Annotated in this window: 14 protein-coding genes and 1 pseudogene; 6 read left to right on the top strand and 9 right to left on the bottom strand. The window is 63.5% G+C overall.

Annotation, left to right across the window (positions count from 1 at the left end; all coding sequences use genetic code 11):
* Positions 1–2: 2 nt before the first annotated feature.
* Positions 3–1604, bottom strand: coding sequence for a GMC family oxidoreductase (locus JMJ56_RS20820; RefSeq protein WP_202833698.1), 1602 nt, complete (start codon positions 1602–1604; stop codon positions 3–5).
* Between the two features lie 640 nt (positions 1605–2244).
* Positions 2245–3219: a zinc-binding dehydrogenase gene (locus JMJ56_RS20815; protein ID WP_202833697.1), complete on the bottom strand. Its 975-nt coding sequence runs from the start codon at positions 3217–3219 to the stop codon at positions 2245–2247.
* 339 nt (positions 3220–3558) lie between these two features.
* On the opposite strand from JMJ56_RS20815, the pseudogene JMJ56_RS20810 reads away from it, so the two are divergent.
* Positions 3559–3981: pseudogene (locus JMJ56_RS20810) on the top strand (transposase); the annotation flags it as partial.
* Between the two features lie 1170 nt (positions 3982–5151).
* The gene (locus JMJ56_RS20805; protein ID WP_236038182.1) at positions 5152–6585 is read left to right on the top strand and encodes an APC family permease; all 1434 of its coding nucleotides are present in this window, start codon (positions 5152–5154) and stop codon (positions 6583–6585) included.
* A 412-nt stretch (positions 6586–6997) separates the two neighbouring features.
* On the opposite strand, the gene JMJ56_RS34025 is transcribed toward JMJ56_RS20805, so the two are convergent.
* Positions 6998–7141 (bottom strand): hypothetical protein, encoded by a 144-nt coding sequence (locus JMJ56_RS34025; RefSeq protein ID WP_328702440.1) that lies wholly within the window; start codon positions 7139–7141, stop codon positions 6998–7000.
* A gap of 78 nt (positions 7142–7219) precedes the next feature.
* On the bottom strand, positions 7220–7693 hold the full coding sequence (locus JMJ56_RS34020; RefSeq protein WP_236038159.1) for a transposase: 474 nt from the start codon (positions 7691–7693) through the stop codon (positions 7220–7222).
* A gap of 421 nt (positions 7694–8114) precedes the next feature.
* Between JMJ56_RS34020 and JMJ56_RS20795 the strand changes: the two genes are divergently transcribed.
* The 3 genes from JMJ56_RS20795 (at position 8115) to JMJ56_RS20785 (ending at position 10627) form a co-directional block, all read left to right on the top strand.
* Positions 8115–8333 carry a hypothetical protein gene (locus tag JMJ56_RS20795; protein ID WP_202833694.1) on the top strand — a complete coding sequence of 73 codons (219 nt, stop codon included), beginning with the start codon at positions 8115–8117 and terminating at the stop codon, positions 8331–8333.
* A gap of 184 nt (positions 8334–8517) precedes the next feature.
* Positions 8518–9084 (top strand): hypothetical protein, encoded by a 567-nt coding sequence (locus tag JMJ56_RS20790; RefSeq protein ID WP_202833693.1) that lies wholly within the window; start codon positions 8518–8520, stop codon positions 9082–9084.
* A 1201-nt stretch (positions 9085–10285) separates the two neighbouring features.
* The gene (locus tag JMJ56_RS20785) at positions 10286–10627 is read left to right on the top strand and encodes a hypothetical protein (RefSeq protein WP_202833692.1); all 342 of its coding nucleotides are present in this window, start codon (positions 10286–10288) and stop codon (positions 10625–10627) included.
* Between the two features lie 932 nt (positions 10628–11559).
* Here JMJ56_RS20785 and JMJ56_RS20780 read toward each other — a convergent pair.
* The 5 genes from JMJ56_RS20780 to JMJ56_RS20770 form a co-directional block, all read right to left on the bottom strand.
* A complete protein-coding gene (locus tag JMJ56_RS20780) occupies positions 11560–11850 on the bottom strand; it encodes a hypothetical protein (RefSeq protein ID WP_202833691.1) in 291 nt (96 codons plus the stop codon).
* A 245-nt stretch (positions 11851–12095) separates the two neighbouring features.
* Entirely contained in the window at positions 12096–12290 is a 195-nt protein-coding gene (locus JMJ56_RS34010) for a hypothetical protein (protein ID WP_236038151.1), read from the bottom strand.
* Positions 12291–13210: 920 nt separating this feature from the next.
* The gene (locus JMJ56_RS34935) at positions 13211–13345 is read right to left on the bottom strand and encodes a hypothetical protein (protein ID WP_268885057.1); all 135 of its coding nucleotides are present in this window, start codon (positions 13343–13345) and stop codon (positions 13211–13213) included.
* Between the two features lie 1124 nt (positions 13346–14469).
* Positions 14470–14598: a hypothetical protein gene (locus JMJ56_RS34930; RefSeq protein WP_268885056.1), complete on the bottom strand. Its 129-nt coding sequence runs from the start codon at positions 14596–14598 to the stop codon at positions 14470–14472.
* A 142-nt stretch (positions 14599–14740) separates the two neighbouring features.
* A complete protein-coding gene (locus JMJ56_RS20770) occupies positions 14741–14980 on the bottom strand; it encodes a hypothetical protein (RefSeq protein WP_202833689.1) in 240 nt (79 codons plus the stop codon).
* An 87-nt stretch (positions 14981–15067) separates the two neighbouring features.
* Between JMJ56_RS20770 and JMJ56_RS20765 the strand changes: the two genes are divergently transcribed.
* Positions 15068–15757: a MarR family transcriptional regulator gene (locus tag JMJ56_RS20765; RefSeq protein WP_202833688.1), complete on the top strand. Its 690-nt coding sequence runs from the start codon at positions 15068–15070 to the stop codon at positions 15755–15757.
* The last annotated feature ends 642 nt before the right edge of the window (positions 15758–16399 follow it).

Here is a 16399-nt window from a genome sequence, read left to right as displayed (position 1 = left end):
CTTCAGGCGGCATCGGCCAGGATCATGTCCGCCGCCTTCTCGCCGATCATGATCGAGGGTGCGTTGGTGTTGCCGGAGGTCAGGGTCGGCATGATGGACGCATCAGCGACCCGCAGCCCGCCAATGCCATGCACCCGCAGCCGCGCATCGACGACGGCCACCGGATCCCCACCCATCTTGCAGGTCCCGACCGGGTGGTAGGTCGTCTCCGCCGTCCGCCTCACCCAGTCCAGGGTCTCGTCATCACCGGTGCAGTCCGTTCCTGGCGCGATCTCGGTCACCTGCAGCCGGGCCATGCTGGGCGCGTTCATGATGGCACGGGCGACGCGGATCGCCTGCAGCGTCAGCGCGGCATCCACCGGCGATGAGAGGAAGTTGAAGCTGATTGCCGGCGGCTGGCGCGGGTCGGCTGAGGTGATATGGATATGCCCCCGGCTTTCCGGCCGCATCGGATGCGCGTAGCAGGTCATGCCGGACTCGCGTGAAAGCCGCGGCCCCTTCGGGGTCAGCTCCATCAGCATCGGGACCCAGCCCAGCAACAGGTCCGGCGCCTCCAGCCCCTCGCGGGAGCGGACGAAGGCACGCAGCGGCGCCGCGACCATGCCCAACATGCCATCCCGCCTCAGAGCGAAGCGCAGGGCCTGGCGAGCCAGGCCGACCCCCCGGCCGAGATCGTTGAAGGTGTAGCCCTTCGCGCCGACCGCCCAGCGGGTACGCGGCGCATAATGGTCACGCAGGTTCTCGCCGACGCCGGGAAGCGCATGGCGCACCTCGATGCCCAGCGCGCTCAGGCGGTCGGGCTGGCCGATGCCTGACAGCTCCAGGAGCTGCGGCGAGTTGATGGACCCGGCGCTGACCACCACCTCGCGCGCCGCTCGCGCTTCCCGCCTTTCTCGGCCGACGGCATAACGGACACCGACACAGCGCCTGCCCTCCAGCAGCAGCGCCTCGGCCAACGCGCTGGTCTCGATATGCAGGTTCGGGCGGTGGCGAGCTGGCGCCAGGTAGCAGGCGGCGGTGCTCATGCGGCGGCCCCAGGCAATGGTCGCCTGGCTCATCGCAATGCCATCCTGCACCGCGCCGTTGTAGTCGGGGTTATACGGGATCCCGACTTCTCCCGCCGCGGCAATCAGCGAAGCGTAGAGCGGATCGTCTGGCCGTGGGTTGGTGACGCGCAGCGGGCCGTCGCGGCCGCGGAAGCGATCGTCGCCGCCGCCCTCGTAGCGCTCCATGCGTTTGAAGAAGGGCAGGACATCCTCGTAGCTCCAGCCGGGGTTGCCCATCTGTGCCCAGCTGTCGAAATCCTGGGCCTGTCCTCGCACAAAGGCGAGACCGTTGAGCGAACTCGAGCCGCCTAACATGCGGCCCCGCGGCACAGCGAGGCGGCGTCCATTCGTACTCGGCTCGGGTTCCGAGGAGTACAGCCAGTTCACAGCGGGGTTGGTGATCATGCGGGCATAGCCGATCGGGATATGCGTCCATGGATGGCCCGATGGTCCGGCTTCCAGCAACAGCACCCGCATCGTCGTATCGGCGGAGAGGCGACTGGCGACAACCGCACCGGCCGATCCCGCGCCTATTAAGATGTAATCGTAGGTTTGCATCTTTCTTGAACCCCTGCATGTAAGGAAGAGCCAACCTCGGGCTCTCGCAAACGAGCGGACGTTAAGCCGGATTTGCTGATCGGACTTGGCGAGGCGGCTTCAAGTTTGGACTGTCGATCAGCAGGTGTAGCAGGCCGTAGGGATCATCTTCGGCTGCCGCCCGGTGAGACTGCGGTTGCGCCAACTCAAGGTCGTGTGGTCCAGGACGCGTAGCGCTTGTCCCAGCCGCCGAAGCACGCAAACTGCGGAAACTTCGACTTGATTCAGGGCGAGACGAAAGACGAGCCGCAGCATCAGCACCACCTCAAGGCGCATCCGAGTATTGGGCTTGGCTGCCAAACAAGAGTGTCAGGTCTCCACTCCGTATCAGCCCAGCCTCGTGCGTCAGCCAGTTCTGGACCTGGCAGCGGAGCCTAAGAATACATGGGCGCCGGGTGGTATGTTTGACTGGCATGTCCTGAAGCGCAACGGATAGCTTGCGGCTGGAACATCCGGCCTGCCTCTCTGCACCAATAGCGATGCGCGGACCCAAGCCATCATTTTTACCCATTGTTCCAAGTCGTCGCCTGAACCAAAGCCTGCGGCACCCACCCGCAATCCGCCGCAAACCTCGCAACGCCAGCAATGAAAGCGCTAAGTCTCAGCACTCCAGTACGATCTTCCCGAAATGCGCATTGGCCTTCATATGCGCCAGCGCCTCCGCTGCCTCGGCCAGCGGGAAGGTCCGGTCCAGCGGCAGCCTGAGCTTCCCCGCCTCGACAGCTGGCCAGAGGTCAGCACGCATGCGATGGTTGATCTCCCGCACCTCCTGCAGGCTGCGGGTGCGGAAGGTAACGCCGATATAGCTGATGCGGCGCATCGCATGCAGGTCGAAGTCGAAATCGCCCCTGGCACCGCCAAGCCGTCCGACATTGACGATCCGCCCCAGTATGGCGCAGGCGCGGAGGTTGCCGTTGGCGACGCTCGCCGAGACCTGGTCGACGATGACATCGACGCCGCGGCCACCCGTCGCCTCCAGCACGCGGTCGGGCCAGCCAACGTCGCTGGTGTCCACCGCGACGTCGCAGCCGAAATCCGCCAGCCGCGCTCGCCGGCCTGCATCGGACGAACTGCCGAGTACCAATGCCGCACCCATCGCCTTCGCCACTTGCATTCCCATCAGCCCAACGCCCGAACTCGCGCCCTGGATCAGGATGCTCTGACCAGGCTTCAGGGCGCCGTTCGTCACCACCGCGTCGTGCATGGTCTGCAACGCGACGGGCAGCGTCGCGGCCTGCACCCATCCCATGTTCGAATCGGAAAGGGAGGAGACGCGCCCCCAATCCGCAACTGCATATTCGGCATAGCTGGCCGCGCCGCTGGCCATCACGCGCATGCCGGGGCGGATGATGTCGGGCACCTCGGTGCCGACCTCAACGACCTCGCCTGCGAACTCCATCCCGACGATAGTCCCGACACCGCCGATGCTGCCATGCGCGTGTCCGGCGGCCACGGCCAGGTCGGCGCGGTTCAATCCGGCGGCGCGGACGCGGACCAGCACCTCGTTCGGCTTCGGCCTCGGCTCCGGCACGTCGCGGACTTCGACGCCGGCTTCGGTCACAACGGCTGCCTTCATGGTGGCTCCACTCCCTACTGGATTCGAGCCGGCGAGTAGAGCCTGGAACCGCTGCGCGAGCCAGCGGTGGGAAGGGACAGGTGCGTCCAGCGGCTTTGCCAAGTTATTGAGACGGTGCTGTCAGTTGAGAGGGCTTGGCCGGCCGGTCCAGGTCAGGTGGACAGCTGAACGGGCTCGGCAGCCGCCAAATCCCCCTTATGCCGGGTCGCGTCCCGGCTGGTGGTGTAGGAGGCGTGGCAGCCATTGGGGTTGGTCCTGGGTTGTGTTGCGACACGCAACTTTTGCCCGAGGACGCCACGATGATCGCCCTTCGGGAGCTGCTATGCCGGCTAGACCCATCGCCGCATCGTCTTGGCCGTTGGACGTAGACGTTCAACCGGCACTGCCTGCGCCGAAGCCAATTCACCGGCCGCTCACGCCCAACCGATTCGGGTTGCCGACCAACTCCGCCCCAAGGTGCCGAAGCTGGCCAGCTTGATGGATGGCGCCGAGGAGGACGTGCCCGCCTTCATGGACGTCCCACGCGAGAACAGGGCTAAGCTCCTCTCGGCCAACCCCATCGAGCGGCTCAACGGCGAGATCAGGCGGCGCACCAACGTAGCCGGCATCTTTCCAACGAAGCCGCCGTCGTCAGGCTCGTCGGTGCGCTCCTGCTGGAGCAGCCCGACAATGGCCATCCAGCGATCGCGCTATAGGACACTGGAAACCATCGGCGCCGTGAGCGGTACTCCAGCCGTCAGCCTGTCCGTTGCAGCTGCCTGACGCCGCAGCATGGCCCGCCAAGGGAGCAGCGCTCCTACATCACGCTCCAGCACACAACTCGATGGCGCCTATGCAGGTACCTTCGCGCGTTGGCTCGAGGCCGGGCGCGGCTGACGCGTCGAGGCGCCAAGGCACCGCGACCGTCACCTCTGGCGCAATGGCTTGGAAGAATAGCCGAAGAGCTTCCATCTGCTGCCCAGGTGCTGGGTGGCCGAACGAACTCTCAATTGGCTCAGCCAATGGCGGCGACTGTCTAAGGGACTACGAGCGCCTGCCTAAAACAGGAGAACTACGATCCACCTAGCGATGTCGCGTGTCGTGCTTCGCCGCGTTGCGATCTGATCATCGTTTCCAGACAGTCAGTGGGTGCCTTCGCGTGGCTTGCAGGGCTGGAGTGGATCGCGCGGCGTCCGGGTTGGCTTGCCAGCAAGGGCAGTGCGTAGCGTAGCGGCAGCGTCGGGCATGCGCATTTCTGGGTTCCCGCGCCGTTCCAGGTGGCTAACACGGCCTCCAGCGCGGTGCGCAGCCCCCACGGCCGGATCTGTAGCACCAGAGCGCCTCAACGGCGACCGTAGACGGCTCCTGGGCAAACGAGGCGAACTCCGGAGCCCCCAGCGTCTGAGGTGTATCTGCAATCGTCGCGGAAACCTTTGCCGACGAGCCCGCGCAGGCGACACATTGCCCCGCCCCGGTCAGGTGGTAGTGTGCGGAATCACTGTTTACCGTCCAAGCTATTCTCTCGTCTGATGCCTCGAGTGCGGCCGGCTCGATCAGGCCCTTGGCAAGGAGGCTCCTGCGGATGGCGTCGCGCGGCACCGGGGCGAGCCGTGCTGACGGGGCGACGAGGTGCTGCAGTGCAATTGCGAGGCTCACGGATTGCGAAACGGGGGCGTCATGGCGGGTTCCTGGTGCAGTACCCAAGAATTCAGGCGCCACAGCCATGAGCTCCGCCTCAAAGCTGCCCAGACCGATGCGCTGACGATTACCCCTGGGCGTGTGCGACTGCTCGCTTAATGTCAGCGCGAAAGGAAGCAGAAGGACGCTGGCTCAGCCGACAACGCGTCTACCAATCTGGCATCATTGGCTTTAGCGGACCCATCGGTCGCTCAATCCATGGTCCGGGCAACCTTGTTGCTGGATGGCACTGCAAGTAGGACACTGTGTTCAGTGATGCTGCTCAACAGCGGTCAGTCAAAAGGAAAGTCGATGACAGACACCGCCGTGACCACCGATACCCAATCTCCAATTGTCTCGGAGCCAAGCCTTCACAGGGTGATAGGGCCATGGCTACTTCTGCTCTTCATTGTCGGGGATATTCTTGGGACCGGCATATATGCCCTAACAGGCCAGGTTGCGCGGCAGGTTGGTGGTATCGTCTGGCTTCCCTTCCTTTCTGCATTTGTCGTCGCGCTGATCACTGCGTTCAGCTATCTCGAGCTGGTTACAAAGTATCCCAAGGCGGCAGGCGCCGCTTTGTACACCCACAAGGCTTTTGGTATTCATTTCGTCACGTTCATCATCGCTTTTGCGGTAATGTGCTCCGGCATCACTTCGGCCTCGACAGCCTCACGCGCTTTCGCCGCCAATATGTCGAATGTTTTTGGCTTAAATCTCTCGGGCGGTGCCGGCATCACAATGCTTGGCCTTGGCTTTATGGCCCTCGTCGCGGTTATCAATTTCCGCGGTGTTGGCGAAAGCGTTAAAGCAAATGTCGTTCTCACTTGTGTAGAGCTTAGTGGTCTCCTCATCATCATTGTAATCGGCCTTTGGGCGATCGGATCCGGCCAGGGCGATGTGACACGTATTATACAACCCAAAACTGAAGATTCCGGAATGTTTTGGCCGGTTGTCGCCGGTACGACACTCGCCTTCTTCGCGATGGTTGGCTTCGAAGACTCGGTCAACATGGCCGAAGAGTGCAAGGACCCCGTTCGCCACTTTCCGAAAGTGCTGCTCACAGGCCTTATCATCACCGGGTTGATCTATGTACTAGTATCAATCTCGGCAATCACCCTGGTGCCGCCGGAGCGGCTTGGCGAGGGCGATACGCCACTCCTCCAAGTCGTTGCGGCGGGGGCGCCGAGCTTTCCACTCTGGATTTTCGGCATTATCACAATGTTCGCGGTGGCGAATAGTGCACTCATCAATATGCTGATGGCCAGTCGTTTGATTTACGGCATGAGCCGTGAGCATGTGCTGCCCTCGGCGCTTGGTAAAGTGCATACAACGCGACGCACGCCCTACATTGCCATCGCGTTTACGACGTGTCTTGCCTTTGGCCTAATTATTTTTGTCGGTGAGGTGCCGGCGCTTGGTGGGACCACTGCGCTGCTCCTGCTTTGCGTTTTCACGGTGGTCAATATTGCCGTGCTGGTACTTCGCCGGGATGCAGTCGAAGGAAAGCATTTTAGGACGCCGACGTTTTTGCCGGTGCTTGGCGCAGCGTCATGTGCGTTTCTTGCTGGTCCCTGGACGGGACGCGACCCCGTGCAGTACCGCGTTGCCGGTGTCCTGCTCGCCATCGGTGTTTTGCTCTGGTTCGTCACCATTCTGGTCAATCGCGCCGTCAGCACAAAGCCGGCGAATCGCTCTCCAACTGAGTAGCGGCACGGTTGTCAGATCTGCCTATTCGACTGAATTTTTTGCGTGGTCATTATGACTTGTTGGGGTGCCGGTAGCAGTGCGTCCGGCTTGGTGTACGCTATGCCCCGCGCGGTAGGATGGCAGAGACGAGAGCGGAGGTGTTCGCCTCCGGCACCAGGACAATCCCGATCTAAACAATCCGCTCCGGGCTCAGCCCGTGCTGCACCGTGCTATTGTACGCGTTTGGCGGTCGCTTTTCCCCATCCTAACCAGGATCGCTTCCGCCTCCGTCTAACGAGAGCTGTGCCTGGGTGCACAGAGAGGGCGCAGATCTTCGCGGCGTGGGCTTCGGGGCGCCTCGGGCACCGTGATGCGCGTTGGTTTTGGCCAGCCTTGGACGGCTAAAGGGCGATGCGGACAGACGCGTCTCATGTCAGGCTGCCGCAGCGTGCAGCAGGGTAACGGTACGCCGGAGAGTGTAGGCTATGGCAGCAAGCCGCACCTGCAGATCTGCCTTGGCAAGGCCGAGCCAGCGCATCCGCCGTAAGCCATAGCTGCGCTTCCAGGTGCCGAACACCTTTTCGATGCGGCAGCGGACCTGCCGGACCGTCGCGTTGTTCGCTTCGAGCCGCGTGAGCGCGGCCGGGCCGGGGCCTCAGGTGCCGGTCCACACCGTGCGCGGCCGGCCGCCGCGGCTGATGATCAGCCGCTCCGCCAGCCCACCGGTGAAGGCGCTGTCGCCATAGACGTTGCCCGCCTTCGGTGGCTGCATCGCCACCAAGCCGGCTGCATCGTGCACGTTGGCCGTCGTGACCTCGACACCACGCACCAAGCCGGCACCTTCGTCGGTGGCCAGGTGCGCCTTGTGGCCGTGCACCGGCTTGCGCCGGCGGTGCCCAGCCCGCTTGGCCTCACCGTCCTGCCTGATGCTGGCGGACGGAATGAGCGTCGCGTCCACCAGAGTGCCGGTGCGCACCCTCACGCCCTTGACCTCGAGCTGGCGGGTGACGGCTTCGAACAGCACTTGGTCCAGCCCATGCTGAGCCAACTCGCGCCGGAAGCCGGCGCGGTCGTCCAGTGCCTCGGCGAGCCTCACGTCCGACAGGTCGTGCCAGATGGCCAGCAGCAAGGCTCGGAACAGGGCCACTGGCGGCCAACCGCCTCGCCCTTCGTCGCACCTGAGATGCCGGCCAAGGTACGATCGATCTCGGGCCAGTCGATGAGCCCCGCTAGTTCCATTAGCGATGCGTCAGAGCGCGGCTCTGGCCGCGCGATGAAGTCTTCCTGACCGCTTCGACGCCGCGCCATGCCGACTTCCGTCGCCTCCAGGACATGCGAATTAACCAGAGCGTAGCGCGTCCACATACATCCACGCACAGGTCTCATAGGAGCGCGCGGCGACTTCGCCGACCTTCCGTCTCCGGCGAGCGCGGCGGACGCTGGCTGTGACAGCGAAGCGAAACATCGATACTGCCGTGAGATCCTCGGAATCGACAGCCTGATTCCGGCCAAGAAGCGGCGCTCGACCCGCGTGATCGCAATCATCCCCGATGCGGCAGGAGATGGTTCGGCGTCTCGGTAAGACCAGCGCGGAAGCCGATCGCGTCGTCTGCCACCAGAAGATGGCGGTGACCGTCATGCCTGTCGTAAAGCGGCGTCAAGGCGAGGCGCTCACCGCCAAGCTGGACCAGACGCAGTGTGCGCAAGTGCTGCTGCACGGGCTCAACTACAACCTCAAGCGCCTTGTCCTCCTCGAGGCCATCGCATGAGCTTCGCAACAAGGCAAAACCGCCTAACCAAACGGGTAATGCTTCGGCTCTCATTCTCGCGCGAGGAGCTTGGCCCAGCAGCCTTTTCGTACTGAGCTGCGAACCTTTGCGGGGAAAGTCCGCTTAGGGCACGTCCGGGTCCGCCCCCGGACTGATCCCAAGCGAACCAGGGCTGGATACATTCATGAGCAACCCGCCCGCGCCCGCCCCCGCAATTGATACCGTCCTCACCGCTCTGGAGCGGCTTACCGGCGAACTGCGACACCGCGCGGAGGAAGCCGAGAGGCACGCTCAAGCGGCTGAACAGCGTGCCGAAGTGGATCGGCAAGCTCGGAAAGCTGAGGCGGAAGCGCGACATGCTGCCGAGGTCCGAGCCGCTGTTGCGGAGCAATCGGCGCGAGACGCGGTTCAGCGCGCCGAAGCTGCGGAGGCGGTGGCAAGGGAAAAGGTCGAGCAGATGCGCCGGGAGCTGCTGACTGCTATTCAAGAAGCGGTATTAACGGCACAGGCTGCGACGGCAGCGGTCCAGTCCATGGCTAGGCCGGATCGCTACTCCGCAGAGCGGCCAGAAGATCCTTACCGCTTTGATCGGGATCAAGACTTGTCCCGCATTCCACAACCTAGGGCAGGGAGGGGATCGGCCTCGTCAGAGGAAGCGCCGCGCCGATGGGACAAGAAAGCCGGGTACGCCTGGATCGAGGATGAGCCCGGTCCCTCGTGGTGGCGACGGCTGTTCAGGCGGCGTCACTGACGGCACATTCTTGTCGATACGGCTGGCCTGATTCTCTTTCCTCATGTCTACGCCGCCGATCTGCACGACCGACGCGGAGCGCAACTTCTCATTGAACGAGCTTCTAAAGGCGATCTGCCATGTCTGTAACTGGAGAGTCGAGTGCCTCGCGACAACTGGTCCGGACTGAGTGAGCAGTGAAATCCATGGCTGGTTTGGTGCGCAATCTAAGGTTGAATTTTCATGGAGAAAAGCGTATGTGGTTGAGTAGTCGCCAGTGGTAACGGTCTGGACGGCATATTCATAGAGGTCCACATGTCTCGCCGTATCGCCTACGTCGCCGTCATGCTTTTGAGCAGCGTCAGCCTCACCGCGTGTGGCCGCTCACCCGGCGAGAGAGCACTGACAGGCGGCCTGATTGGCGCTGGGGCCGGAGCTGGCGTTGGTGCCATTGCGGGTGGTGACCCTGTGACAGGCGCGCTTGTTGGTGCTGGCGTAGGAGCGGTTGGGGGTGCTGTGACAGCGCCGCCACGGGGATACGGCCGGCCAGCACACTATAGCCGAGGCAATCGGCCGCGCGACCACCGTACCTATTAGGCTATACCAGTTTCAGGCTGTCGAGGATCCCGCGGCGGTATCTCTGATCGAGTCGCAACACGGGGGCTGCAGCGTCAGCCGATGATGTTGAGCTTGTGCTACAACCGGACGCTCCGCACACCCGCTTCGGCGTGAAGCCCATATAGCGCGGCCACGCGGCCGATGGCGTATGTCCGGCATGTAGACTGGCATTCGAGAAAACTACAGCGATGCGCATTCTGGCGGCTGCGGCCCCCCGAGCGCATCAGCGATGGCGCAGTATCGCAACGGGCGCCGAGCCGTGACCGCATCAGCCAGCATAACTGCGGCAGCACCGGCCATGGCGCTGTCGAGGCCCGCTATGCAAGGCAACGCATCGCGGCCAAAGGTGGCGCAGTAGTGGTCTATGGCTGTCTCCAGCGTGAGATCCTGCACGGGCATGGCGGGACGGCGCGGCATTGCATCCTCCTGTCTCGAGGCTTCCAGGTAACCATGTAGCCGCCGCGCCGTTCATCCATCCGGTGGATGCATGGCATCCAGGCTTCGTATTGGTGTGGAGCCGATGAGGGGATCATCTTCCGCCTCAAGCAAGGCCGGTTGGGCATCATGCCCTGAACCGCCGGCCTCCGAGACGGAGAACCAAGACATGTTCCGCACCACTGTATTTGCCTCGCTGATCGCCCTCGGTGCCGTGGGCGCTGCCCAGGCGCAAGACCACGGTCCCCGCCTGGTGGGTGGCGGCGCCGATGGTGGCCCCCGCGTTGAGTACGTGACGCCGAGCCAGAATGTGGTCGGTGGCGGCTATGCCCGCATCATCGGCGAGAGCACCAATCGCAGCATTGCCTATTCGGGTCAGACCACGAGGCAGCAGCAGAGCAGCAGTGTGGCCCAACTGGTCGGCGGCGGCCGTGAGCAGACCCTGGTCTATGTCCCGGCTGCGGCAGGCAGCCCAACCCTTGCCGGCCAACTCACCCGCCAGGGTGGCTGACCGCGCCCAGCCTCAGCGCTGATGACGCTGATGCATGGGGCGCCTTTGGCGCCCTTTCGCGTTCTGCAACAGGTGTGCTCTGTCCTGATTGGCCCATCGCTCGGCGTCATTCCATGAAGTGCAGCCAGATCGCATGTACGCTGGGCGCCATCGGCATCGCCTTGCTGTCATGGAGCGCGATGCCGCAAGCGCTCAACCGCGATGAGCCTGTGCACTTGGCGAAGGGCGAATTGGCAACTCAGGCTTCTGGGGCAGGTCAGAATAGAACTGGCATGACCGAGGAAGAGAGGCTCATGCAAGGCGCGAAGGCTTGGTTGGAAGCGATTGGGCGGAGATCTCGCCGATGATGCAGAGATGCGCCCCTGTAGAGTCGAAGCGGTGATTGAGGTCAGCTGCCTTGCCGGTGAAGCGACATCTCGCACCTCCGGCACCGCCAGTGTCGGTCCTTACCGCCTGGATTTTGATATTGGGCGCCGCACTTAGCGCAGACGACCACCAACTTGGGTGCGAGCTTCGGCCGAGGCAATTCTTCGCTTCGCCTTCGGCACCAACCGCATACAGCTCGGTATCCTCTGCTCATCGAGCTACAGATCTACGAGCGGAGTGATGGTGCCGACGACGCCGAAGCTTCGGCCGTATAGTGGGCGGTCTGGCATGAGCAAGCGGCGGACGTGGTCGCCCTTCTGGCAGTCGATCGCGGCGCCGCGGGAGCGGTAGGATAGGTCGCCGAGTGGGCCCTCGGATGCGGTTTAGCTCGGGCTCAGGACGAGCGGCTGGCGGGTCCGGAAACTGGCCAATGCTACTGGGTAGTCGGCAGATGCGTACGGTCTCTGAACCACAATGCCAAGCACTCAACCAGTGCGGCACCGGCGCCTTAGTACAGGACCAGGAGCCTGGGCTCGGATGGAATGCTCGGTTGTAATCGCTGGCAGCTATGCTGTCCCGCTCCCGGCTGAGGCTGCCGCCATCAGCTTCGCAAGCCGTGCCGTCGCAGCTCTCCTCTCCGCTTCCGCCCTCGCCTCCGCCAACCGCGCCGTCGCAGCCTCGGCGATGGCGCCGAACTGCCCAGTGACTTCGGCCAGCGACTTGTGGGGATATGCATCCTGACAGATCCGCACATAAGCCTGCATCACGCGCTCCAAGGTGGCTGCCTGCTGCCTCTTGGATAAACCTGCCAGGGTGCCGGTCAGCAAGGCGACGGGATCGACGGGATCAGTGGTCATTTCACCCGATCCACCGTCGCCGGAATGGCTGCCGCGCTTCAGCCAGCGCCTCGCACAGCCACTTCGCCTCCTCGGCCTTACTGGCATGCCACATAGCGGCCGCTCTGGAAGCATGTAGTCTGCCTGGGCGGCAGTAAGAGGAGCCATCCGGCGTACCCTCGGTTGTGGTCAGCTCGGGCTCGGGACGGACAATTGCGGAGTGGATCCGGGGAGAAGGCCATGCCAGATCGAGCCGCAAGTCTCCCTTACGAATGCTTGACCAGATGCCTGCCGTGCGTGCGGCTGAAAACCTCAGAGCGACGATCGTGGCCTACGTTCCAGCACAGCTCGTACTCGCAGTCTTTGCCAGTATACGGGTTATCGGCTTTCGGCAGGCCTTCTCGCCCTGCATGATAGCCTTGATCGGTGATTTTCTGGGCATAGGCCGGTAGGTCAGGCATCTGTCCTGTATCCTCCTTTCCGATGACGGCTAGGTTAACGCGGATCAAGATAAGCCGTTAGCCGGAGGGGTGCTCAGTCGCAGCGCCCAGGAGGCCGAATTGGAAGCCACCATCGCCGCCTGGGCTGCCGGACGCGATGCGGATGCGGCCGTGGCGGTCCTGCAGGAGGTTGGGGTCGCGGCTGGCGTGGTCCACTAGCCGACGGCGCTCGTGCGGGATCCCCAGCGGGACGCCCGCGGCTTTTGGCAGCCGGTGGAGGGGGTGGCTCGGCCACCATGACCAGCATTCTGCGCCGTTCCGGGAGGCAGGTCAGCGCCCCTTCCCGGTACGCCGTCCAACTTCCCTTTTGGGAGAGGACAATGCGGCAGTGCTGGGGTGGCTGCTCGGGCTTTCGGGAGAGGAACTTGCGGCGCTGATGGCCACCGGCATCATTGGCACGGAGGCGGTCCTTGTATCGCAGAGGAAATCCCGCACCGCCCGGCAACGAGGGAGGAAACAACATGACATATCATCCGGAATACCGCGCCCTGACCGTGGGGCTTCTCGCGCTGCCGGCCCTTAGGCGCCCCATGGCGCGGGCGTCCAGACGGAGGTCTGGCCCAACCGGCCGATCTTTCCCTTCGCCCCCGGAGCCCGTGGCTGGGCTGAGGTCGCCATTACGGTCTGCGGAAGGCGTCTGGGTGCGAAAAGGCGCCATTGCCACAAATCAGAAGTGGCAACCTCCCATGCAGCCTGTAATGCCTTTATCAGAAAAGCAGTCCGCTTCCGGTCAAGATCACCATTTGGCGTCAGAAGGTTTCAACCAATTCTGTCCGCCAGGCTGTGGTACTCCAAGACAGCGCTAAACAGGCGACGCGCTCGGCCAAGAGCCGGTCACGTCTCAATGCTCCTGTAGGCTCGCCAGCAGGTAACTGCTTTGCCTAACTCACGAACCAAAAGGCGGTGGAGAGGGCAGCAAGTGCGAGGCCGCTGGTGATGATGTAGGTCATCAAACCACTCGGCTCGGCATTAAACTCGCGGCGTGGCTTGGAAGCGGCCTCGATCATGTAGCTCACGGGTGCCATCCTGGTTGCGGATCGCATAGTATAGCAACCTGGGATTGCAAACAACGTCATTTCGTACCTGTTGGTGAAGGGCTTCCCTACCTTCAGCCAAGGAATATGGGCCGCACCTCTGACCGCTTCCGGCGCGAGCCGCGCGAAGTCGGCGGCGATGCTGGAGATGATTGGCATCATCATCGCTGCCGTTGGCCTACCTAGATGCTTGATGGCTGTGGCACCTGCACTCCCAGCCGCGCCGCAACAACCCCGAGTTGTGCAACATTGCACCTCAGGCGAGATTTCGACTTTGCGAGCGGCATCTGAGGGCCGGAAAGCAGGCTCATGTCGGGAATGTTGGCCATGCTGCTGCCGACGTTAGCCCCAGACGGGTTCAGAACAGCAGCGCAGATCGATCCCCCGATTGATCCGCGCTGCCGGTCCCTGACGCGGCACCTAGCCCCCCGACTACGTACCGCGGCACAACCTAAGCGCGATTTTTTTTTCAAACACAAGCGATTGTATACTTGCGGTGGAAGGGGGCTGTGCATAACTGTGCTTTTAGGCAAGTCGTCCTGATTCTCCCCCATTGGGACGGCTGAAAGCTCCGGCGGCTTGATCCCCCAATTGTCGCCGCCGGAGCGCCTCCAACCCGAGCGTTTTGTTTTTGCCCGAAAGATGATGCGGGCGACAGTGTCGAAACCTGAAGTGTTGTTTGGGGTTGAGACATCAATCGCAGGGAACGTGACATCCCTGCCTAGCTTGCCTTCTCCCAGGCCCGCCTGACCTCCTCAGGCAGCCCTCTATTTGCCTGCGAATAAAGAGAAGGCCGCGCAAAGAAGCCGCCTTAAGCCGCTGGAATTATCTCTTGGCGACACCTTCGGTGTATCCATTGAAATGCGGGACTGGCTAGGAGCCGCGCTACTTTCTAGCGGCAGCACTTGATTGCTTTCTTGTGCTGGCCTGTCTCATCTGCCTCCCCCGGCACCGTCTCGCCGCTGGCTGTCACGACCGTGCCGCCGTCGGTCACCTGGGCGATGCGCTCGGCCGAGACTGGCGAACTACGGCGTCAGTGCTGCCGTTCCATCTTTTCGCCGCCGTATCTCGGTCCGCAGCGTGTCTGCATTATGCATGAAGCCCGCTTAGATGCTGGCTGGTGGCATGCCGAGCGCATCGCCGATCGCCTTGGGCGTGCTGATGCCCTGGGCTTCCAGCTCGCAGCCGGCCGCGTCCCGGAGGTTGGCGGCCTCGGCCAACGCCACCTGCCCCATGTAGGTTTCTGCGTCCTCCTGAGTCTGGCGCAGCAGATGCCAGAGGGGTCGCCGGCCAGGTAGTTGAATGCGATTGGCTCGGGCTGGTCTCGCCGACGCTGGCCGTCAGCTCGGCTGCATGGCATGGGTTCCTTCCCAGGCGTCAGCGGCCCGCCGTGAGAGATCCTCCACGTCCGAGCGGCAAATATGCGCACGCGCACTCATGCTCTCCCCTGCTCAGCGCACGTGGGTCGCGCAGGCATGAGCGCAGGAAATCCGCTTCCCCGCTGCAGAGCCCGGCGGCGCCGTTGGCGTCGAACCACACCATGGCCGCGGCGAGCTTGGTCTCCAGCTCGTCCAGGCTGCGGGCCAGCGCCTCGGCCAGCCGCTCCGTCGCCTCCAACTGACGCTCGCACCAAGCGTTGCACCCTTCGTCGCCAAGGCCGTTGCTGAGGCTGGGTGGCGATGGGGCTGGCAGGCCTGCCAAGCCGTGGCGAAGGCCTCAAAGGCAGGCAAGGCCACCTCGGCGCCGGGTGACCGCAGCGAGCAGCGCGGCGGCGCTGGCAAGCAGCGCGAGTCGGGATGCGGTGCTCATGCCGCACCTCACGCCAGCCTGACCGACGAACCGCCAACCATCCAAGGGCTGGCGGCGCATCTTAATGTCAACAAGCCTGCCACCACCCGCGCGCTCGACCGCCTGGAAGAACTCGAGTTGGTGCCCAGGGCGATTGATGGCCGGGACCGTCGCAGTGTGTTGGTGCGGCCGACCGCCGGCGGGGCCGCGATGGTAAAGCGGCTGGGGGTGGCGATGGTTAGCGCAGCAGCGTCGACGGCAAGAGTCTCCAGCCGCCCCCCCCGCGCCAAGGCGCTTTACGCCTCCATCCTGCCCGCGCTGCGCGCCCTCGAGGCGAGCGTGGCCGCAGAGACGCTCTTCGACGCTGCCTCAGATGGAAGGATTTTCCGTCTTGGCGCATCGGAGCTGACGGCCATCATCGTGCTGCCCGGTCTGCTAGCTAAGCTGCGACAAGAGGCCCCGCGATGCCGCATCGTGCAGCGCGAAGGCGACCATCTAAGAATACCGGCCATGCTGGCGAACGGGGACATCTCGGCCGTTGCTGGGTATCTGGGCGATGGTCTGCCTGACACTACGGGACAGCGCGTGCTGGAACGCATGAATTAGGTGACGTATGCGACGCATCTACCCCGGGGATCACGTCGCTGGACGAATTCTGCAGCCTCCCTACGCAATGGTAACGCGTGCAGGCGACCTGCACGAGATAGTGGACGACGCACTGGCGGCTTGGGGGTGCGGTCGGACCGTCTCAGCCGGCGTTACCGCTTTCGCTATGCTGCTACCAGCATTGCGTGGAACCGACCCAATTGCTGCCGTGCCGGTGCCATTCGCGCGGCGCTTGGTCGAGTTGGGCGGCGTGGAAGTTGATCAACTGCCGATCCAGATCCAGATGGCGCCTATGCCATCGCTTGGACCACCGCCGCGGACCAAGACCCCGCTGAGCGCTGGTTTCGCAGCGCCGTGCTGACCTGCTACCTAAAGGAGGTGACTGCCGACCTTGCGTCCAAGTGACCGCGCGGACTTCATGCCTCAACAAGGCCCGCTAAACGCGCGGTGTAGTACTGGAAGGGGCCGTCTCACCGCCAGCCACCGGAAACGCTGCTTTCTGCGCCGGCCGCCCAAGCTTTCTTCCGGCTCGCAAGCAAGTCCGTTTGCCTCAGATCCAGCATTTAGAGCATTTTCCCATCAGTTTGCGTCATAGCCGGCGGCGGCGAAGTGGTTGGCGCACTCGGCTGGGGTGAAGGTGTC

This window comes from Belnapia arida, from assembly GCF_016773205.1.
Classification (GTDB): domain Bacteria; phylum Pseudomonadota; class Alphaproteobacteria; order Acetobacterales; family Acetobacteraceae; genus Belnapia; species Belnapia arida.
Note: the sequence above shows the minus strand (reverse complement) of the source record. Positions and strands in the feature narration are given on the sequence as shown.